This window comes from Archangium sp., from assembly GCF_036388035.1.
GTDB lineage: Bacteria > Myxococcota > Myxococcia > Myxococcales > Myxococcaceae > Archangium.
The window spans coordinates 1-20,407 of record NZ_DASVSO010000618.1; the positions used below are offsets into that span (position 1 = coordinate 1).

General features: G+C 69.9%; 14 protein-coding genes and 1 pseudogene. 8 read left to right on the forward strand and 7 right to left on the reverse strand.

Going from position 1 to position 20,407, the window contains the following annotated elements:
- Window positions 1–102: 102 nt before the first annotated feature.
- Window positions 103–687, reverse strand: coding sequence for a pyridoxamine 5'-phosphate oxidase (gene pdxH, locus VF697_RS25180; protein ID WP_331099222.1), 585 nt, complete (start codon window positions 685–687; stop codon window positions 103–105).
- Window positions 688–772: 85 nt separating this feature from the next.
- Here pdxH and glgA point away from each other — a divergent pair, with 85 nt between their 5' ends.
- The 5 genes from glgA (at window position 773) to VF697_RS25205 (ending at window position 5,481) form a co-directional block, all read left to right on the forward strand.
- Entirely contained in the window at window positions 773–2,203 is a 1,431-nt protein-coding gene (gene glgA, locus VF697_RS25185; protein ID WP_331099224.1) for a glycogen synthase GlgA, read from the forward strand.
- A 35-nt stretch (window positions 2,204–2,238) separates the two neighbouring features.
- Window positions 2,239–3,156 (forward strand): serine/threonine-protein kinase, encoded by a 918-nt coding sequence (locus VF697_RS25190; RefSeq protein ID WP_331099226.1) that lies wholly within the window; start codon window positions 2,239–2,241, stop codon window positions 3,154–3,156.
- Window positions 3,156–3,629: a hypothetical protein gene (locus VF697_RS25195; RefSeq protein ID WP_331099228.1), complete on the forward strand. Its 474-nt coding sequence runs from the start codon at window positions 3,156–3,158 to the stop codon at window positions 3,627–3,629. Before VF697_RS25190 ends, VF697_RS25195 begins: the two co-directional genes overlap by 1 nt.
- Window positions 3,630–3,689: 60 nt before the next feature.
- Window positions 3,690–4,349: a hypothetical protein gene (locus tag VF697_RS25200; protein WP_331099230.1), complete on the forward strand. Its 660-nt coding sequence runs from the start codon at window positions 3,690–3,692 to the stop codon at window positions 4,347–4,349.
- A gap of 304 nt (window positions 4,350–4,653) precedes the next feature.
- A complete protein-coding gene (locus VF697_RS25205) occupies window positions 4,654–5,481 on the forward strand; it encodes a Uma2 family endonuclease (RefSeq protein WP_331099232.1) in 828 nt (275 codons plus the stop codon).
- 30 nt (window positions 5,482–5,511) lie between these two features.
- Here the strand turns inward: VF697_RS25205 and VF697_RS25210 are convergent, their stop codons facing one another.
- Entirely contained in the window at window positions 5,512–10,263 is a 4,752-nt protein-coding gene (locus tag VF697_RS25210; protein WP_331099234.1) for a metallophosphoesterase, read from the reverse strand.
- A gap of 24 nt (window positions 10,264–10,287) precedes the next feature.
- The gene (locus tag VF697_RS25215; RefSeq protein ID WP_331099236.1) at window positions 10,288–11,652 is read right to left on the reverse strand and encodes a hemolysin family protein; all 1,365 of its coding nucleotides are present in this window, start codon (window positions 11,650–11,652) and stop codon (window positions 10,288–10,290) included.
- A 58-nt stretch (window positions 11,653–11,710) separates the two neighbouring features.
- Between VF697_RS25215 and VF697_RS25220 the strand changes: the two genes are divergently transcribed.
- Complete coding sequence (locus VF697_RS25220; RefSeq protein ID WP_331099238.1) at window positions 11,711–12,496, forward strand: pilus assembly protein N-terminal domain-containing protein; 786 nt, start codon at window positions 11,711–11,713, stop codon at window positions 12,494–12,496.
- 1 nt (window position 12,497) lies between these two features.
- Here VF697_RS25220 and VF697_RS25225 read toward each other — a convergent pair whose 3' ends face one another.
- Entirely contained in the window at window positions 12,498–14,585 is a 2,088-nt protein-coding gene (locus tag VF697_RS25225) for a cation:proton antiporter (protein ID WP_331099240.1), read from the reverse strand.
- A gap of 197 nt (window positions 14,586–14,782) precedes the next feature.
- Here VF697_RS25225 and sugE point away from each other — a divergent pair, with 197 nt between their 5' ends.
- A complete protein-coding gene (gene sugE / locus VF697_RS25230; protein WP_331099242.1) occupies window positions 14,783–15,103 on the forward strand; it encodes a quaternary ammonium compound efflux SMR transporter SugE in 321 nt (106 codons plus the stop codon).
- Between the two features lie 107 nt (window positions 15,104–15,210).
- Here the strand turns inward: sugE and VF697_RS25235 are convergent, their stop codons facing one another.
- A complete protein-coding gene (locus tag VF697_RS25235) occupies window positions 15,211–15,969 on the reverse strand; it encodes a DUF4142 domain-containing protein (protein WP_331099244.1) in 759 nt (252 codons plus the stop codon).
- A 233-nt stretch (window positions 15,970–16,202) separates the two neighbouring features.
- On the opposite strand from VF697_RS25235, the gene glgX reads away from it, so the two are divergent.
- Complete coding sequence (glgX, locus tag VF697_RS25240; protein ID WP_331099245.1) at window positions 16,203–18,335, forward strand: glycogen debranching protein GlgX; 2,133 nt, start codon at window positions 16,203–16,205, stop codon at window positions 18,333–18,335.
- A gap of 480 nt (window positions 18,336–18,815) precedes the next feature.
- Here glgX and VF697_RS25245 read toward each other — a convergent pair whose 3' ends face one another.
- Window positions 18,816–19,745, reverse strand: a complete 930-nt coding sequence (locus VF697_RS25245) for a DUF2381 family protein (protein ID WP_331099246.1) — start codon at window positions 19,743–19,745, stop codon at window positions 18,816–18,818.
- A gap of 94 nt (window positions 19,746–19,839) precedes the next feature.
- Window positions 19,840–20,407, reverse strand: a pseudogene (locus tag VF697_RS25250) (hypothetical protein); the annotation flags it as partial.

Consider the following 20,407-nt stretch of genomic DNA (forward strand, 5'->3'; position numbering starts at 1 on the left):
CCGTCCGAGGCATGCTCCACAACGTCATCGACCGACTCAGCGCCGAGCACGGCGGGCGCTTCTTCGGCCACGACGGTGCCGAGCTGCCCTGGTAGGCCCTCCTCAGGGGTAGAGGATGTCCGTCTTCCAGCCGTCGCCCTCGCGCGTATAGAGGAGCCGCTCGTGCAACCGGCTCGGGCGCGCGTGCCAGAACTCGATGCGGTCGGGCACCACCCGCAGGCCCGACCAGTGCGAGGGCCGGGGCACCTGCTTGCCCTCGTACTGGCGCGTCAGCTCCTCCACGCGGGCCTCCAGGGACTCGCGCGACGGCAGCGGCTGGCTCTGCAGGCTCGCCCACGCGCCCACCTGGCTGCCGCGAGCGCGGCTCTGGAAGTACGCGTCCGCCTCCTCGTCCGACACCGGCTCCACGCGGCCCTCCACCCGCACCTGCCGCTCCAGCGGCTGCCAGAAGAAGCAGAGCGAGGCCCACGGGTGCGCCCGCAGCTCACGCCCCTTGCGGCTCTCCAGGTTGGTGAAGAAGACGAAGCCGCGCGCATCGAAGTCCTTGAGCAGCACCACGCGCGCGGACGGCCTGCCCTCGGGGCCCACCGACGCCACGATCATGGCGTTGGGGTCCACGGGGATGACGCGCTTGGCCTCCTCGTAGAGGGCCGCGAAACGTTCAATCGGATCCTTGGGTAGCTCCACCCCCCCACCATACCAACCCGCTCCCGGAGTGCGAGTCGCGCGTTTGCGTTTGACTCGCGCGACACACACGGCATCGTCTCATTCCATGAAGATCCTCTTCGTGGCCTCCGAAGTCGCGCCCTTCTCCAAGACGGGCGGACTCGGGGACGTGGCCGGCTCCCTGCCCGTGGCACTCGCGGAACTCGGCCATGAGGTGAAGGTCGTCACGCCGCGCTACGCCTCCGTCAAGGACGACCGGCTCACCCCCACCGGCCACCACCTGGAGCTGCGCTTCCCCTTCGGCACCGAGCGCGGACCCATCCTCTCCCTGCGCCCGTCTCCCAACCTCGAGCTGCTCTTCCTGGAGAACGAGCACTTCTATGGCCGTGCCGGCATCTACGGCGACGCCTGGGGCGAGTTCGGGGACAACCACCGCCGCTACGCCTACCTCTCCCTCGGCGCGCTCCAGGCCGCCCAGCGCCTGCGCTTCCACCCGGACATCATCCACCTCAACGACTGGCAGACGGGGCTGGCGGCGGTGTCGCTCCGGCGCGGCTTCCAGGGCACCCCCCTGTCGAAGGCGAAGACGGTCCTCACCATCCACAACCTCGCCTACCAGGGGCAGTACGGTAAGCACATCATGGATGACCTGGGGCTGACCTGGGACCTCTTCACCGCCGAGCAGGGGCTCGAGTTCTACGACACGGTGAACTTCCTCAAGGGCGGCCTCGTCTTCGCCGACGCCCTCACCACCGTCTCGCCCACCTACGCGAAGGAAATCCAGGAGCCGGAAGGCGGCGCCAGCCTGGACGGGTTGCTGCGCCGGCGCCGGGGCTCCCTCACCGGCATCCTCAACGGCATCGACGCCCACGAGTGGAACCCGGAGACGGACACCTACCTCCCGGCGCGCTACGGGGTGAACGCCATGGAGGGGAAGGTCACCTGCCGGCGCGAGCTGCTGCGCCGCTTCGGGCTGCGCGAGGACACCGAGGCCCCGGTGTTCGGCATCGTCTCGCGGCTGGCGTGGCAGAAGGGGGTGGACCTGCTGCTGGAGGTGATGCCCCAGGCCCTCCAGTCGGACATCCGCTTCGTCGCGGTGGGCAGCGGCGAGGGCCGCTACGAGGACGGGCTGCGCGCCCTCCAGCACCACTTCCCCCAGCAGGTGGGGACGTTCATCGGGTTCGACCAGGGGCTGTCGCACCTGGTGGAGGCGGGGGTGGACTTCTTCATCATGCCCAGCCGGTACGAGCCGTGCGGCCTCAACCAGATGTACTCGCTGCGCTACGGCACGGTGCCCATCGTCCGGGCCACGGGAGGCCTCGTGGACACGGTGGAGGGCGGGCTGGACGGGACCGGCATCCTCTTCGAGGCCTTCCACCCGGCGGCGCTGCTGGCGGCGGTGCGGCGGGCCCAGGCCCTCTACGCCGAGCCCGAGCGGCTGCGGGCCTTCCGCCAGCGGGGCATGAGCCGGGACTTCTCCTGGGCCGCGTCCGCGCGGAAATACGAACGCCTCTTCGCCTCCCTGGTCGCTGAATAGTGGGGGCTCTCCGCGAATCGTTGTAAGGTGCAACCGTGGCGCAAGCAGCGGACCTGGGCGGGTATGAGGTCGTTGGTCGGCTCGCGGTAGGCGGGATGGCCGAGGTGTACCAGGTGCGCGCGCGCTCCACGACGCAGCGCTCGCCCGGCGAGCCGGATGAGGTGGTGCTCAAGCGGCTGCTGCCCGCGTACCGCAACGATGGCGGCTACGTGAAGGCCTTCGTCGACGAGGCGAAGCTCACCGTGCGCCTGCGCCACCCCCACATCGTCCGCACCTTCCGCCTCTTCAAGGCGGGGCCGGACTACCTGATGGTGCAGGAGCTGGTGGCGGGCCGGACGCTGGGCTTCATGCAGGACCTGCTCATCAAGGCCGGGACGGCGATGCCGCCGGAGGCCGCCTGCTACATCGTCTGGTGCGTGCTCAAGGCGCTGGACTACATCCACCGCGCGAAGGTGGGGGAGGGGGGCGCCACCATCGTCCACCGCGACATCAACCCGGCCAACATCCTCCTGAGCGTGGCGGGAGATGTGAAGCTCACCGACTTCGGCGTGGCGGACGTGGAGGGCGTGATGCGCGGGGACATGGGCGCGCTGCGCGGCACGCTGCCGTACATGAGCCCGGAGCAGGTGCTGGGCCTGCCGGTGGACGCGCGCAGCGACCTGTACTCGGCGGGCGTGCTCCTCTGGGAGCTGCTGGCCAACCGGCGCCTGCACACCGCGGAGAACGAGGCGGAGATGATGCACCGGGTGCGCGACGCTCGGGCGCCGCTGCTGTCCAGCCTCGTGCCGGAGCTGCCGGACTACGCGGTGCAGGTGGTGCGCAAGGCGCTCTTCGCGGACAAGGCCCACCGCTTCCAGTCGGCCGCGGAGTTCATCCGCGCCCTGGAGGTGCTGGGCCGTCGCGCCGGGTGGCCGCTCGCGGTGGAGGCGCTCAAGCCGCTGCTGGGGGGCTGATGCGTCACCTGCTCCTGCTGCTGTTGCCGGTGTTGGGAATGGCCGGGTGTGCCGGGGTGACGCTGCGCCCGCACGCGATGGACGAGGCGGTGCGGGTGGAGGAGGTGGGCCTGGCCTTCACCCCGGCGGGCCCGGGTGAGCTCACCCTGCGCCTGGCGGTGGAGAACCCCACCTTCTGGGACGCGCAGGTGACGGGGGTGGACTTCGAGCTGCGCATGAATGGCCGGCGCTACGCGGTGGGCACGCGCGGGGTGCAGGTGCCCCTGGCGGCCAGCGAGCGCCACACCCTCACGGTGTCCTTCCCGCTGCGGTCGGAGCCGGGCGGGGCCGAGGCTCCCGCGCGCACGTGGCACGTGGAGGTGGGCGGCGGGGTGGCGCTGACCTTCGGGCAGACGGTGCGCCTCATGCCCTTCCGCGCCGAGCGCACCGTGCGGCTCCAGCACTTCCAGCCCACCGCGCCCGCGCAGGAGTGAGGCGGGAAGGGGAGGGGTGGGGCTCGTGACGAGGGCCGCCGGGTTATCCTCCGGGGGCGCATGAGAAACCGAACCCTTCCGTCCGATCCAGCAGACCTCACCATCGGCGTGGCCGCCTTCGCCTTGATAGTGCTGGTCGCCGTGTTGATGCAGTGGCTGCAGTCGCGCCGGGAGGCGAAGTGGCGGAGCGCCCTGGAAGTACTCTCCGAACAACTGGGCTTCGGCCGGGAATCCGAGGCGAAGGATGCCTTCGTCGGTGAGCATCAGGGGTGGCGGGTGTGGATGGGATTGCAGCCGCACGACGTGGGCAAGGAGTCCAAGGTGTTGTTGCCCACGCTGCGCCTGGACGTGCTCGCCGAGCTGCCTCGGGACTTCGTGGCCGTCCCCCGCTCCTGGACGCGATTCCTCCGGCGGGCCCTGCTGCGCGGCATCTTCACCGCGAGGGACCGGGAGCTGGACAAGCGCTTCATCTTCCAGTGCGACTTCGTCGAGCAGGCCAAGGGGCTCGTGATGGACGCGGGAGTCCGAGCGGCCCTGGTCCGCCTCGGGGACGGGCCCGTGGTGGGCTTCATCGAGAAGAACCAGGTGGGCCTGGCCTACATGAAGGAGGTGCCCGACGCAGCCACCCTGCGACTGCACCTCGATGCGATGGCCGCCGTGGCGTCCGCCCTGCGCACGGCTCTGGGTGACGGGAGGACGGGCCGCACTGCTTCACGATGACGCACGGACCTCCGGGGCGCCTCACGCCCTTCCGGGTCCCAGGCGTTGTCTCTGGGAGACTCGGCGTACGGGACGGAGGTGCAGTTGAAGGACGCCACCACCGCGCTGAACGCGGCGGGGGTGGGCTTGGTGACGGCCACCGCCTCGTTCTGAGCGACTCCCTCGCCTGTGGAAGCCAAGGGGCTCCTCGGCCAGGGGGCCCCGCCTGACGTCTGAGGACGTGGCTTGACCTGATGGGTCAAGTCGCCTGGACTGACGGGTCAAGTCATGTTACAGGGTCCTACGTCCGAGGTGATTCAGCACCATGTCCTACCGCGTCGATCCAGCCGATCCCCGTGCGCCACCCCAGGAGGTCTGGGAGCGGCTCACGCCCGAGGAGCGCACGCGCATCGTCGACAGCCTGCCGTCCGAGTTCCCGGTCTCCGAGGCCCATCCGCCCGAGGGGGATCCGCACTTCGAGGCCAAGGTGCGCGCCCGTGAGGTGCTGGGCGGTTTCTTCTCCCGCATCGGACGCAAGGTGTACCTGGGCTGTGAACTGCCCGTGTACTACCCGGGCGAACCCATGTTCGCTCCCGACGTCATCGCCGTCATGGACGTGGAGCCCCACTCGCGCATGCGCTGGCTGGTGAGCGCCGAGGGCAAGGGGCTCGATCTGGCCCTGGAGGTCCACGTCGCGGGCGAGCGGCGCAAGGATCTGGAGCGGAACGTGGAGCGCTTCGCCCGGCTCGGCATCCGCGAGTACTTCCTCTTCGACCGGGGACGGCTGAAGCTGACCGGGTGGCGGCTGGCGGGGGAGGGGCGGCGCGTCTACCAGCCCATCCAGCCGCAGCAAGGCTTCTACACCTCCGAGGTGCTGGGCCTGGAGTTGCAACTCGAAGGGGAGCGGTTGCGCTTCTTCCACGGCCGGGCGCCGCTGCCGGAGGCGGACGAGATGATCGCCACGCTCGAGCGCATGGTGGGAGAGGCGGAAGTCCACCGCACCGAGGAGGCCCAGGTGCGCGCGGAGCTCGAGCAGCGGCTCGCCCAGGAGGAGCGTCTGCGTACCGAGGAGGTTCGTCGCCGCGAGGAGTCCGAGCGCAAGCTGGCGGAGGCGCTCGCCGAAGTGGAGCGGTTGCGCGGCGGCCGGCGCTGAGTCGGGTGGCGCCGGCCCTTCATTGCCGGCTCAGCGCAGCGGCACGTCATAGTAGGTGCGCCGCTCGCTCGGCTTCTCCCCAGGCCAGATCGCCCACCCTTCCCACGCTCCCCCCTGCTTGCGCATGCACCGCGTGTGCACCCGCACCCGCTGGAGATCCCTCTCCACCTCCAGCAGGTTGAACAGCCTCGGCACCGACTCGGGCCGATCATGCCTCGGCGCCCCGAAGCTCCCGGCTCCCAGGACGTGGAGCCTCCGCTCGGCGTGGAGATGGTTCACCAGATCGGCCCGGTCCTCATGCACGTGCCCATGCAGGCACATCCGCACGTCCTCCTGGAGCAGTCGTTCCAGGAAGGCATCGGCCTGGATCTTCTCGTTGCCTGTGATGGGGTGGTGCCACACGGCCAGCCGCAGCACCTTCGCGTCTCCCGCGAGCTCGCCCTGCTTCCGCGCTCGGGCGAGGTCCTGGTTCGCCCTCGCGAGCCCTCGCGCGAGCGCCGGGTCGCAGAGGCTGGAGCGCTCCGGGAAGTACTCGTCGATCTCCCAGGCCGAGTTCATGGCCAGGAACTGCAGCCGTGACTCGCTGAAGAGAAACGGAATGCACTGCTCCTCGGGTGCCAGGGGATAGGGCTTCTGGATGAGCGGATGGTAGAAGTTGTCGGAGAAGCCGCTGAAGCGCTCCGGGTACCTCGCCTCGTCACGGAGGAGATAGCCGTCTCCCGAGTCCCGGTACCTGCCGGGGACGAGCTCGCTCGCGTCCACCAGGCGCTTCTTCCGCCACTGGTAGACCTCCTCGTTCCAGTCCAGGTCGTGGTTGCCAGGCACGAGGATGCAGCGCTCCGCCGTCAGCTCGAACTGCTCGATGAGTCTGGAGACGAACTCACGTGCCTTCTCGAACTCCTTCGGTGCGGCCCGCTGCGTGATGTCTCCGGAGATGACCAGGTAGTCCAGGCGCTCGATGCCCATTCCCCTGCGCAGATCGGCCGCCAGCGGCTCGAGCAGGCTGAGCGGATCATCCCCGGCGCCGAGGTGCAGGTCGCTCAGGTGGAGGATGCGCAGCGGCGTCTCCTGGCCCGAGTCCACCGCCTTCCCCTCCGTCATGCGCACCGTCGCCTCCGTGGCGCTCTGGGAGAGCTGCTCCCGGATGATGGTCCGCAGGGCCTGGACCTGTTTCACCAGCTCCGGGTTGAGCTCCCGGGACTGCTGCGCGCCCGGGGTGATCGGCGTCCGGTGATCGCACTCCTGGCAGCCCACGTCCGACGCGCCCTTGGCCAGCCGGGTGCGGACGGTCTCCTCCGGGAACACCTTGCCGCAGACGCAGGTGATGGTCAGCCGCTCCAACAGCTCCACGCCGTGCTCCCGCAGGTGCTGCTCGATGACGTTGACGAACAGCTCGCGCGTCTTCGTGTCCGTCCCCTCATCGAAGTAGAGGTCGAGCTGGGCGATCCCCCTCGCGCCCTGGCTCCTGCTGCGCACCCGGCGGATGCCCGAGGTGTCCCGGCCCGCCTGCCCGAACTCGGCCCGGTCTTCCCACAGGCGCATGGGGCCAAAGCGCTGGCTGATGGCCAGGGACGTGACCAGCGAGGCGTAGATGTTGTCGATGGGGCCGAAGAAGTCGTAGTGCAGCGAGATGGCGTGCGAGAAGTCCGAGCCCGTCCCGGCCGCCCCCGGCTGGAAGAGCGAGGGGAAGATGAGCAGCCCCTCGTGGCGCAGGCACACTCCGTGGGAGATGAGCAGCTCGATGACGCAGTTGAGGACGGCCCCCTCCTGGTCCTCCGTCAGCCGCTCCTCGTCCTTGATGCGCGGGAACTTCATCTTCGGGGACAGCACCTTGGCCACCTCGATGGCGGGCACCCCGTGGGGGTTCTCCCGGGCGGCCACGATGAGCGAGCCCGCGTACCGCTCGAGCTGCTCGACCTCCAGGATGAGCACCCGCGTCCCCCCCGCCATCCGCGTGTCCGCCACATGCCCCTGCCGGGTGAGATGGCCCACCACCGCCTGGAGCGCCTCCGGCTCGAAGGCGCTGCCCAGCTCCCGGCGCAGCTCGCGCTCCAGCTCGAGGAAGTTCAGCACCACCCGCTTCGCCTCGCGCAGCCGTTGGATGAGCTGCCGGATGGACTGGAACAGCTCGGGGCGGCTGACCTTCTGCAACCCCTCCCAGTCGATGGCCCGGCCCAGGGCCTCCTTCAGCTCGGCGATGCCCTGGCCCTTCCTCGCGCTCGTCAGCACGTAGGACTCGAACCCGAGCCGTTGCACCAGGCCCTCGAGCGCGGGCCGGTTCACCGGGGACTCGGCGCTGTCCACCTTCGTGCCCACCAGCAGCTTGCGGATGCTCCGCTCTCCGGACTGGGCCTGCAGGCGCCGGTTCCACCCCTCGACCTCCTCCAGGGCGCCATCCCCGCGTCCGGGCTCCATCACCATCAGCGCCACGGTCGAGTCCCGCAGGAAGAGCTGGTGCACGAGCTGGTACTCGCTCTGCCCTCCCAGGTCCCACAGGATGATCTCCCGTCGCGGCGCGTTCGGAGCCGCGTCCCCGGAGGACGGCTCCGCGGGCATCGACCAGAAGCGCATGCCGTGGGTGGAGTCCTGCTCCTCGTATGCGTCCTTCACCAGGCGCAGGGCCAGACAACTCTTGCCCGCGCGCCCCTCGCCCACCAGCACGACCTTGGCGCTCACCTCGTGCACCGTCTGCGACGGCGCCGGGGCGCGCAGCAGGGTGGCGACGTCCAACTCCCAGAGCCGCACGCCGATGCCTCCGGGTCCCACGCTCGCCAGGACGTGCCGCACCGGAGAGAAGGCCAGTCCGGCGGAGTGCGGGCTCGTGGAGGGCGCCTCCAGCTCGGCCACCGGCTCCCAGGTGTCCGTGCGCCACAGCCGGATGGCCCCATCGCTCGACCTGGAGGCGAGCAGCCGGCCGTCGAAGGAGAAGCTGACGCTCGTGACCTCGGTCCGGTGGCCTTCCAGCACGGCCATGAAGCCGGGCTGCCGGACATCCCGGATGTAGAGGGCGCGGTCCCGACAGGCCATGGCGACCACCGAGGACCATCCGGGCATCCACGCGAGGTCCAGGACGGCTCCCCCGGGAACCTGCCCCGTCAGCTGCCGTGCCTCGAGGGTGTCCGAGCTCCTCACGACTTTCGGGAGCACGAGCGCGGGAGCGCCCTCGCCACCACACACCAGCATCTTCCCATCCGGCGACCAGGCCAGGGCGTACACCGCGAGCAGGGTGGGCGGGAGCTGCACCCGGCCCGCCTCGGCCCAGGTCCGGGTGTTCCAGAGCTGGAGGACTCCCGCCCCCTCCGTGGCCGCGAGCAGGCCCGTGGAGGACCAGGCCAGTCCCTGTCCTTCACCCAGCAGGGCTTTCGTCACCCGGCTCTGGAGTCCATCCGTCCTCCACAAGCGCACGTGTTTCTGGGAGCGGGAGGCCAGGAACTGTCCGTCCGGCGAGAAGCACAAGTCCTCGAGCCCGGAGATGTGGGGAGTGATCACCCAGTCCGGTACGTCCCGCGCTGGCTTCCAATAGGCGATGTCGCCACCCGCCAGGCCCATGCCGAGCGCATCTCCCGCGGGTGCCCAGGCCAATGCATCGACCACCGTGTGGCCGGTCTCCAGCAGCCTCTGGAACTTCACGCCCGGCGGGAGCCGTGGAGTCGCCGGCTCGCTGTGCACGGCCCGGAAATCCGCGGCGGGTGGGCGGCGCTGCAAGGGGGCCGCACTGGGACGGCCCACGGCCCCTGGGGACTCCGGTTTGGCGCGTGGAGCGGGGAGGAACGTTGCGAAGGCCTCGTCCGGCCCGGAGACCCACCGTTCATCGGGCCCCAGGGAGAGCGCGCCTTGGGTGACCGAGGCAACGCGCGGGAAGAGCCTGAGCGGGCCCCCCGTCCCCGACACCTCCAGCACCCCCACGGTGTAGCCCCAGAGATTCCAGGAGTCCTCGCCCACGGCGTTGGGATGGATGGCACCGAAGAGGGAAGGAGCCTGGATGGCAGGGGAGCGGCCCGAGAGGACGAAACGGGTTGCCCCTTCCTTGCGCTGCGCGTTGCCACACAGGTGCAACAGAAGGCCGCTCGAGGGCGTCAGCGCCTCTTGAAGCCGCATCAGGGACATGGGCCTCAGCATGGAGGGCGGGCGATGCGTCAGTAGCACCACGGCGTCATGCCCGAACGCCCAGGCCCGCGCGCTCTTGCCTGTCGCCGCCTCGACTTGCTCCCGACTGAGCTCAGGCCAATCCCGCTCATCCGTACGGGTGACGTCCCTCAAGCCCGAGTTGAGTCCGATGACCCCAATCCTCGAGCCCGCCGACTGGACCGTGGTGGCGAAATCTCCTGGAAGCAGCCCTCCGCGCAGGCCCTGGTAGACAGGGGACGGATGCGCATCCCGCCACGCCCCGAACCACGTGCTGAAGAGGTCGAGTGAACCCCGGATGTTCTGCGCGGCGGGAGGTGCCTGCAAGAAGTCGTGGTCGCCCGGCACGACGAGCAGGCAGGGATCGGAGCCCAGGCCGCGCAGAAAGCTCCACAGGGATTTCAGGGTGGAGCTCAACAAGCTGAACTCCATCGTCCCGCCCGCCTGCGTGAGGTCGCCCGAGATGAACACCAGGTCCCACGGGCCCGAGCGCGCGTGCATCCTGCGGAGATCCTGCTCGAACGCTTCCCGGTATTCGGGCCGAAGCAACCGCGAGCTGCGAATCCCCATGTGGAGATCCGAGAGGTGAAGCCAACCAAGCCGCGCCACGTGTCCCCCAGTGGAGTTACCGGAGTCGAGAATGCACCGGTCGGGCACGGGTGGGAAACCCGGCCGTCGGGCTCAGGCCTTGAGCTCCTGGTTCGCGGGCTCCTTGGTGCCCGTGCCGTCCTTGCCCGGGGAGTCTCGCGTGGGCGCGGGCTCCTTGGTGGGCGCCTTGAGCTTGTTCATCCGCACGCGGTCGACGCGCGCGCCCTCCTTGGCGTGGACGGTGAAGGCCCAGCCGTTGAAGGTGAAGCGCTCGCCCACGTCCGGCAGGTGGCCCGCCAGCGAGGACAAAAAGCCTCCCAGCGTGTCGAAGTCGCCGTCCGGCAGCGGGAAGCCGAAGGCCTTGGTGAACTGGTCCACCTCCATCGCCGCGTCCACCAGGAAGCTGCCGTCGGCCTGCTTCTCCACCAGCTTCTCCTCCACCTCGAACTCGTCGCCGATGTCACCGACGATTTCGCGGAGGATGTCCTCCAGCGTGACAATCCCCATGAAGCCGCCGTACTCGTCCACGACGATGGCCATGTGGATCTTCTTGCGCTGCATCTCGCGCAACAGGTCTCCAATGGGCTTCATCCACGGGACGAAGTGGGCGGGGCGGATGGTGTCCTGCAGCACGATGAGCTCGGGGTGCTGCAGCAGCGGGATGAGATCTCTCGCGTGCAGCACGCCGAGGATGTGGTCCACGTCGTCGCGGTAGACGGGGATGCGCGAGTGGTTCTCCTCGGCCAGCAGGCGCAGCACCTCGTCGGGCGGGATGGAGATGTCCACGCACACCACCTCCGTGCGGGGCACCATCACGTCGCGGCAGCGCTTGTCGGACAGCTCGAAGATGGAGCGGATGAGCTGGGGAGCGCTCTGGTCCACCTCCTCCTTGGCGGCCTGGGCGGCGAGCAGCTTCTCCAGCTCCTCGAGGGGCGGAGGCGGCGGCTCGAAGCGCAGGTTGCGGCCGAAGCCGCGGGCCACGAGGTTGATGGGGCCCATGAGCAGGCGCATGGGCGGATAGAAGAGGAACACCAGCAGCGAGACGAGCCACGAGAGGCGCAGCGCCCAGCGCTCGGGGTTGGCGTTGGCTAGGCCGCGCATCGTCACCTCGACGAGCGTGGCCAGCAGGCCCACCAGCAGGGAGCCGGCCAGCACCGTCGCCACGTCCAACCAGGGGGCCTCGCCCAGACGGGTGAAGTCGAGCAGCTGCGGGGGAACGAAGGCGCCGATGGCCGCGGCGAGGAAGCCGCTGAGCACCATGCCCACGCGCAGGGCCGTGGCCGTGGCCTCCCGCTCGGTCTTGTGGCGGAGCACCCGGCGCCCGGAGCCCGGAGTCGCCTGCGCCAACTCCTGCGCGCGCAGGTCGGAGGTCCCATAGAGGGCGGACTCGGAGGCGGCGACGAAGCCCCGAAGGAAGACGAGGGCCAGGCAGGCGGTCCAGAGGACCAAGGTAGACATAGGGCTTCTCTACATACCCCGTGGTAAGAGGACACGCACACTTTCCGAGAGGGCCCCGATGCGCGTGCGTCCACCAGTGAGCCACTCCCGCTCCCCCTGGCGCCGGGCCGGGGGCCGGGCCCTTTCACTGCTCGCCCCCCTGGTTGCCCTGCTGCTGTGCCTGCTTCCTCCGCGCGCCGCCGCGTGGCCGGTGGACCTCGCCATGCCGCTGGAGGTGGGCAAGGAGCGCTTCCACAAGCTGAGCGCGGTGGAGTGGGTAGAGGTGGAGGACCCGTCCATCGCCACGGCCGAGGTGCTCGCGGGGAGCAACGAGCTGCTGCTCACCGGGGTGAAGCCGGGGCGCACGCTGCTGCTGCTGTACGCGGAGGGGAAGTTCGCGGTGTGGCGGCTGTCGGTGGGGGCGCCGGGGCGGCCTCTCGAGCCCGAGCCCTCCGCGGAGCCGCTGGCCGCCGCGCGCAAGGCGTGCCCGGGCTTGAAGAGCACCGAGGGCGCCGAGCGCTCCCTGACGACCGCGGTGAATACCGGGCGTTGCCGCGAGGCGCTGCGCACGCTGCTCAAGACGGACGCATTCCTCGCCCGCGAGCTGGAGCTCACCTTCGAGATGACCGTGCTGCAGGAGCAGCTCGTGGCCCTGACGGCGGGGCTCAAGGGCTCGGGCCTCACGGTGAGCTACCACGGGGCGGGGCTGCTGCTGGAGGGCACCACCTCGCCCGAGGGCCACCGCCGCGCGCTGTGGGAGCTGTTCCGCCAGTCCGTGGGACGCGTGGCGCTCGAGGACCGGGTCACCGTGCAGCGGCCGCCGCCGCCCGAGGACGCGGGCACGCCCGGGGCCTCCGGGCGCTGAGCTAGGACGCCGCCGGCTCCGGCTGGGCCGCCGTCCCCTCGAGCACGGCCCGGGCCGCGTCGATGGCCTCGTGGGTGCCGGCCAGCGCGAGCACATCTCCCGCCCGCAGCGGCTCGTGCGCGGTGGGGATGAGCGCTCCCGCATCCGCCCGGCGGATGGCGAGCACCGTGGCGCCCGTCATCCCGCGCAGGTTCAGCTCCGCGAGGGTCCGTCCCACGGCCGGGCTGGAGTCCTCGAGCCGCACCGGGGTCGGCTCGCCGAGCCCGGGGAGGATCTGCTGGATTTCCCTCAAGGGCTCGCCGGGCCGCTGCTCGCTCTTGCCTCGGGACTGGGTGGCGAGCGCCTCGACGATGACCTGGGAGCCCGCACGCACGTGCCCCTGGAGGTTGGTGGCGCTGCGCCAGAACGCCACGCCGAGCACGACGAGCAGGAGGAGCAGCACGGCCGCGCCCTGGAAGCCGCGCAGGAAGGGCTGCGTGATGGCGACGAGCGGCGCGCCCACGGCGAGGACGCTCGCGAGCTGGAGCGTCACCACGAGCGCCCGGCGCGGGGCGGCGGCCATGTCCACGCGGCCCGCGGGCGCCATGGGGGGAAGGGCCGTCTCCGCGAGCAGCACGCCCAGGGCCCGCGCGAGCCGGACGACTCCCACGCAGAAGGGAAGCGCGAGGAAGATCGCCAGCCCCAGGCCGAGCAGGCGCGCCACCGAGGCGCTCAGGCCGATCCGGCTCTCGATGGCCGTGGAGAGCCTCCCCAGGGAGACGGACGTGCCGATGACGAGCATGCCGAGCAGGGCCGCATCGACCAGCAGGAACTTCACCATGCGGCGGATCCTCGCGCCGCTGGTCTGTCGCGGCGGGGCGGCGCGGAGGTTCTCCACCCAGCTTCCATAGAGGGTCGCGAACGTCTGCAGCGGCTTGGGCAGCTTCCGGTCCACCCAGTTGGCGACCGGACCCGAGGCCCGGATGAGGAAGGGGGTGGTCAGGGTGGTGATCGCCGAGACGGCCACGGCCACGGGGTAGAGGAACTGCCCGGTGGCGTTCAGCGTGAGCCCCAGGCCGGCGATGATGAAGGAGAACTCGCCAATCTGCGCGAGGCTCAGGCCCGACTGCACCGCCGTGCGCGTGCCGTTGCCCGTGAGGAACACGCCCAGGGCCACGCCCACGAGCTTGCCCAGGATGACCACCCCGGTGAGCACGGCCACCGCCGCCCAGTGCTGGGCGATGAGGCCCGGGTCGATGAGCATGCCCACCGAGACGAAGAAGATGGCGGCGAACATGTCGCGCACCGGCTGCACGAGGTGCTCGATGTCCTTCTCCACCCCGGACTCCGCGACGAGCGAGCCCGCCAGGAAGGCGCCGAGCGCCACCGAGTAGCCGAACTCCTGGGCGAGCAGCGCGATGGCGAAGCAGATGCCCACGCTCGCCACCAGCGTCGTCTCCGGGCGGTTCAGGCGATGGACCGCACGGACGGTGCGCGGGATGATCAGCAGCCCCACGCCCACCAGCCCCACCAGGAAGGCGGCCAGGCGGCCCACGGTGAGCGTCAACTGCCCCGCCGACAGTCCCGCGCCGGTGGAGATGGCCGTGAGGGTCGCCATGAGCAGGATGGCGATGAGGTCCTCGACGATGAGGACCCCGACGACGATCTCCCGCAGCTTGCCCCGGATGCCCTGCTCGTCGAACGCCTTGGCGATGATGGTGGTGCTGGAGATGGCGATGATGGCGCCGGTGAAGATGCTCTCCCTCGCCGTCCAGCCGAAGGCCCGGCCCACGACGAAGCCCAGCCAGATCATCAGGCTGCACTGGATGATGGCCGTGAGGCCCGCCGTCGCGCCGACCTGGAACAGCTTGCGCAGGCTGAACTCCAACCCGAGCGAGAACATGAGGAGGATGACGCCCAGCTCCGACAGCGTCTGGACGATGGTGGCATCCGCGACGAGCGGGATGGGGACGTGGGGGCCGATGATGAGCCCCGCGATGATGTAGCCGAGCACGACGGGTTGACGCAGCCGCTGGAAGATGACGGACGTCACCGCGGCGACGCAGAGCACCATCGCGAGGGCCTTGAGGAAGTCGTGAGCACCGTGCATCGTTGAAGCTCCCTACTGACGAGGGCAGAGGCCAGGCTCACCAGGACCCTCCATCGGGCGCTCCGTTGCTCGCGCCGATATACGAGGTCAGTGTCTCCCATGTCGGGACGTGGCGTTGCGGCTCATTCATGCAATGTCACAGGTGCACCGGGAGTACAACCCGGAATGCCTCGCGGAAATGCTCCGAGGAGTACGTCATGTCGTGGGTTCTTCTGGTCATCGCCGGGTTGCTGGAGACGGGCTGGGCCGTCGGGCTCAAGTACACCGAGGGCTTCACGCGGCTCGTGCCCAGTGTCCTGACGATTCTCGCCATCATCGCCAGCATGGGCCTGTTGGGGCTCGCCGCCCGGGACCTCCCCATCGGCACCGCCTATGGGGTGTGGGTGGGCATCGGCGCGCTCGGGGCGGCGGTGCTGGGCATGGTGCTCTTCCACGAGCCCGCCACGCCCGCGCGCCTGTTCTTCCTCGGGCTGATGCTCGTCTCCATCGTGGGCTTGAAGGTCACCAGCGGCCACTGAGTCGCCCTCCAGGCGGCCAGCTGTGTCCTCGCGCCCGGCGCCGTCCCCTGGCGGCCGAGACGTGCGCCGGGTGGCTCTCCGAGGAGGCCACCCGGCCGCGCCTACCACTACTTCGTCGGCTGCTGGGTGCCGGAGCCCGTGGTGCCGCCAGCGCCGGAGCCCGTGGTGCCGGTGCCCGTGCCCGTGCCGGTGCCCGGGGTGGTGGGGGCCATGGTGCCGCCCGTGCTGCCGGGGGCCTTGGCGCCGCCCGTGCCCATGCCCTGCGGACCCAGCTTGCCGAGCACCGTGTACGCATGCTGGCGGTGCTGGGTGACGCTCTGGGTCAGGGTGGTCATCATCGAGGTGAGCTCGGCGTTGCCGGCGAGGGCCTGCTGGCCGGCCATCAGCTTGCCGAGCGTCTCGTCGTGGTCCGCCACCATGTTGGACATGTAGTAGGAGTCGAAGGGCTCGCCCTTGAGCGTCTGGAGCTTCTCCATGTTCGCCTTGTCGGCGGCCAGGGTCGTCTTCTCGATCTCGTTCATCGGCTTGGGCATGTCCGCCAGCTTCAACTTCCGGCCCTGGGCCATGGTCATCAGTTGCTGGTCGGCCGTGGTGTGCTCGCGCACCATCTGCTCGCCGAAGGCCTTCACGTCCGGGTTGCTGGCGTTGTCCTGGGCCAGCTTGCCGAGCTTGATCTCCTTCTGGTGGGTGTAGTGGATGCGCTCGAGGAGGGCCTTCTCGTCGGTGGGCACCATGAACCCCCGGAGCTCGGCCGTGCCGCCCTTGGCCGCGCCCTTGCCCTGCGCCTTGGCCCCTTCCTGGGCGAGCGCCGCGCCACCGAGGACCAGCGTACCGGCGAGGAGGAACCCCTGGATCGTCTGCTTCATGTGCTGACTCCGTTCGTGTGTCGTGAAGATGCGGGCGCGCACATTGGCCGAGCAGGCCAGCCATCTTCTTGCTCCATGATCCAGATCCGTTGATGGCCGCACGTTGGGGCCCTCGACCTGATGGCTGGCGGACGCTCCACCTGTCCCGAGTCGGACGGAGCGTCTGGTCCTTGAAGAGTGGGCAGGCCACACACAGATTGCCTGCGCATCCGTTTGAAAGGACTCCAACGCGTATGACCAGGGAAGTATGGCCGGGCAAACCGTATCCACGGGGCGCGACCTTCGATGGGACGGGAGTGAACTTCGCGGTCTTCTCCCAGGCAGCCACACGCATCGAGGTCTGCCTCTTCGATCCGCAGGATCCCTCGAAGGAGATAGACCGCTTCGAGCTGCCCGCGGTGACGGACAACGTCTGGCACGGCTACGTGCCGGGGCTGGAGCCGGGCACGCTGTACGGCCTGCGCGTCCACGGCCCCTACGATCCGCAGCAGGGCCACCGCTGCAACCCGTACAAGCTGCTGGTGGACCCGTACGCCAAGGCGCTCCACGGCGAGGTGGACTGGTCCCAGCCCGTCTTCGGCTACACGCTCGGCCACGAGCAGCAGGACCTGATGCGCGACGAGCGCGACAGCGCCCCGGGCATGCCCAAGTGCGTGGTGGTGAGCGACTTCTTCGACTGGGGCAATGATCGCCGCCCGGACGTACCCTGGCGCAAGACGGTCATCTACGAGGCCCACGTGAAGGGCCTCACCATGCGCCACCCGAAGGTGCCCGAGCACCAGCGCGGCACCTACGCGGGCCTGGCCCACCCGGCCGTCATCGAGCACCTGCTCAAGCTGGGTGTCACCGCCGTGGAGCTGCTGCCCATCCACGAGTTCGCCGACGACTCCTTCCTCGGGGAGAAGGGTCTGTCCAACTACTGGGGCTACAACACCCTCTGCTACTTCGCCCCCGAGCAGCAGTACGCCAGCCGCCGCACCCCGGGCGGCGCCGTCAACGAGTTCAAGGCGATGGTGAAGGCGCTGCACACGGCGGGCATCGAGGTCATCCTCGACGTCGTCTACAACCACACGTGCGAGGGCAACCACCTGGGGCCCACGCTCTCGCTCAAGGGCATCGACAACGCCTCCTACTACTGGCTGATGCCCGAGTCGCGCTACTACCTGGACTTCACCGGCTGCGGCAACAGCGTCAACGCCTCCAACCCGCAGGGCGCGCGCCTCATCGTGGACTCCCTGCGCTACTGGGTGGAGGAGATGCACGTGGACGGGTTCCGCTTCGACCTGGCCACCGTGCTCGGCCGCGTGGGCAAGGGCGAGTTCGACCCGCGTGCCCCCATCTTCCAGATCATCAACCAGGATCCGGTGCTCGGCCGGGTGAAGCTCATCGCCGAGCCGTGGGACGTGGGGCTCGGCGGCTACCAGGTGGGCGGCTTCCCCGCGCCGTGGCGCGAGTGGAATGGCAAGTACCGCGATGCCCTGCGCCGCTACTGGAAGGGCGACGAGAACCTCGCGGGCGAGGTGGGCTACCGGTTCGCTGGCTCCTCCGACCTCTACCAGGAGGCGCGGCGCCGGCCCCAGGCCAGCATCAACTTCGTCACCGCCCACGACGGCTTCACCCTGCACGACCTCGTCACCTACAGCCACAAGCACAACGAGGCCAACGGCGAGCACAACCGCGACGGCGCCGACGACAACCAGGCGTGGAACTGCGGCGTGGAGGGCGAGACGGAAGACACGAGCGTCACCGCCCTGCGCGAGCGCCAGAAGCGCAACCTGCTGGCCTCGCTCTGCCTCTCGCAGGGGGTGCCCATGCTGGTGGCCGGCGACGAGATGGGGCGCACCCAGGGCGGCAACAACAACGCCTACTGCCAGGACAACGAGCTGTCCTGGGTGGACTGGAACCTCGACGCGCGCCGCCAGTCGCTGCTGGAGTTCACCTCGCGCCTCATCCACTTCCGCCACCGCCAGCCGGTGTTGCAGCGCCGCCGCTTCTTCCAGGGCAAACACATCTGGGACTCGGAGTACAAGGACCTGACGTGGTTCCGCCCGGATGGCACGGAGATGACCCAGGAGGACTGGGACAAGCCCTTCGTCCGCTCCCTCGCGTTCCTCCTGGGGGGCGACGCCATTCCCTCACCCGACGAGCGCGGCCAGCGCATCATCGGAGACGCCCTGCTGGTGCTGCTCAACGCGCACCACGAGGCGGTCCGCTTCACCGTGCCGCCCCCCGCCGAGGGCTCCCGGTGGGTCATCGAGTTCTACACCGCCGATGACCAGCGGGGCCCCGAGGAGCCGGTGCCCTCCGGCCACTTCGAGGTGGAGGGCCGCTCGCTCGTGGTGTTCCGCGAGGTGAAGCAGGTGTGAGGCCCGGGGCGGCTCACCAGCGGTGCCGGGTGAAGAGGCAGTCGGCGAGCACGGCCTCGCCGAGGCCGTAGTTGGCCGCGCGCGGGACGAGGTCCGGCACCGGGGTGAGGAGGGTGTCGTTGGACAGACGGGTGAAGCCGAGGGTGGACTCGATGAGCCCGCCCAGCTTCGCCTCGTGCGCCTGGAACTCGGGGGGAAGGGGGGAAAGCGCACCCAGGATTCCCCTCCGGGGGCACTCCTCAGGTGGGCGAGGGCTGCTCGGTTGGCGTGGAGCAGCCGGGTGCGGCGCTGGCCCTCTTCTGATTCCCTTAACCAGGGTCGTCGTTGCGCAAGCCGGAAGGGTAGTAGCAGTGAACGAGACGGACGAGCGCGTCGGCGAACGGTTCTGGCTTCATGCGGGGAAGTTCCTCGCTCCCTGTCGCGGAGAGTGAACACCCGGTCGGGTTGTTGCCACTGCGGAAGAGTGTCTGCCTGGGAGGCTCACGGGAACGTCACACCCCGCAGGGTGATGGTGCGTGGACCGACCGCTTCCCCCAATTGCAGGAGGTAGGTGCCCCCGGTCTCCTCCACCTCGGCCTCCACTTCCACGGTGACGCGGCTCCGCCCTCGCGGCGCCATGGGCTCCAGCGGCCACACGCGCAGCACCCGGAGCCGCGCGCCCGTGGTGCTCACCAGTCGCGCCCCCTCGCCGTCCACCGTCCAGGGCTGGGCGCCTTTGTTCTCCACCTCCAGGGCCACGGCCCACCGTCCTCGGGCGCGGTAGCTGTGGGCCCTCTTCACCCGGAGCACTTCGTCGGGGCGCTGCTGGGTGAGTGGCCAGATGTCCCGTGCCTCGACGCCCTGGTTCTCTACCACCAGCCCGTCTTCGAGCAGGCCCACGAGGCCCCCGGGGTGTCGCTGCTCCGCCTCCACGCGCGCCAGCTCCACCTCGCAGCGCTCGGCCCGCTCATGCTCCTGCCGTGTCTCCTCCTGGTAGGACTCCTCGGAGCGGGGCTGGCGGTACACGTTCACCTGGGACTCGGCCCTCGTGGCTCCCACCACCAGCCGGAAGGAGGCACTCGACGGCAGCGCGCCATCTGCGAAGCGCACCGTCAGTCGCAACTCCTTCCCCAGTGGCAACTCGCCGGAGGGCAGGAGGGTGACCAGACCGTGGGCCTCGTCCCGTGAGACCACCCGGAAGAGCGCGTGCTCCTCCACCACCACCCCGCCGGGCAGCAGCGGTGCGTTGAACACGAAAGTGGTGGTGTGATGGGGGCTGATGCGCACCCGCTGCTCCTGTCCCACGGGATCCATCCGGGCTTCCAGGTGGCGCGCGCCCACCGCCTCCCAGGTTTCGGCGACGGAGGGCACGGGGTCGGGAGCGCCCGCGAGGAGCGCGAGCAACAGGCGGGTGGTGGGCAAGACGGGCATGGGCGGGAATACCTCCGGAGTGGATACCGGAGCAGGGACTTCCCACGTTGGCCCTTGCCGCGTCCACCCGGTGTCCCCCCCCTCGTCGCCCGGTCTACTCGAAGCGCTCCACGGGCTTCACCCCCCCAACAAAAGCGATTCGGATGGTGCCCGGAGACTCGCTGGGCCTCACATCGTCGCGGCCAAAGCCGAGGCGGGAATTCCGATCGAGGAGCACCATGCAGACGGGGTACGTCTTCCCGTCAGGCGTGTGCGCCTGGGTGAAGCGGCCGTGGATGCGCTCCGCGCCGAAGAAGAGCTCTCCGGAGACCACGGTGTCATCCGGCAGCGTCGTCCCGGTCTCATCCAGGATCATCGTGGTGCCCGGGCCCTCGCGTACGGGGACGTACCTCGATTCGAGGGTCTCGAGGGTGCCACCGGGGAACTCGGCCGACCGCCGCTCGCCGAGGCGCAGGCCCAGCGCCTTCATGGTCTCCACGGCGCGGGGCGGGCACGCGGCGGGCGGGGGCAGGGGTCGCGCCAGGGGCACGGGCGCCCCGGTACAGCCCGCGGCGAGGGTGCAGGTGAGCACCAGTCCGCCCACCTTGCCGGCCGGGCCGCTCGTCTCCTTCGGTTGCGACGTCCGCTGCGGGGAAGTGAGGGCCTTGGGGGGAGTCTTCACG

Coding starts and splice junctions, on each gene's coding strand:
- glgA (WP_331099224.1), top strand. CDS start 773: ATGAAGATCCTCTTCGTGGCCTCCGAAGTCGCGCCCTTCTCCAAGACG.
- VF697_RS25195 (WP_331099228.1), top strand. CDS start 3,156: ATGCGTCACCTGCTCCTGCTGCTGTTGCCGGTGTTGGGAATGGCCGGG.
- VF697_RS25245 (WP_331099246.1), bottom strand. CDS start 19,745: ATGCCCGTCTTGCCCACCACCCGCCTGTTGCTCGCGCTCCTCGCGGGC.
- VF697_RS25235 (WP_331099244.1), bottom strand. CDS start 15,969: ATGAAGCAGACGATCCAGGGGTTCCTCCTCGCCGGTACGCTGGTCCTC.
- VF697_RS25220 (WP_331099238.1), top strand. CDS start 11,711: ATGCGCGTGCGTCCACCAGTGAGCCACTCCCGCTCCCCCTGGCGCCGG.
- VF697_RS25200 (WP_331099230.1), top strand. CDS start 3,690: ATGAGAAACCGAACCCTTCCGTCCGATCCAGCAGACCTCACCATCGGC.
- VF697_RS25205 (WP_331099232.1), top strand. CDS start 4,654: ATGTCCTACCGCGTCGATCCAGCCGATCCCCGTGCGCCACCCCAGGAG.
- sugE (WP_331099242.1), top strand. CDS start 14,783: ATGTCGTGGGTTCTTCTGGTCATCGCCGGGTTGCTGGAGACGGGCTGG.
- VF697_RS25215 (WP_331099236.1), bottom strand. CDS start 11,652: ATGTCTACCTTGGTCCTCTGGACCGCCTGCCTGGCCCTCGTCTTCCTT.
- VF697_RS25225 (WP_331099240.1), bottom strand. CDS start 14,585: ATGCACGGTGCTCACGACTTCCTCAAGGCCCTCGCGATGGTGCTCTGC.
- glgX (WP_331099245.1), top strand. CDS start 16,203: ATGACCAGGGAAGTATGGCCGGGCAAACCGTATCCACGGGGCGCGACC.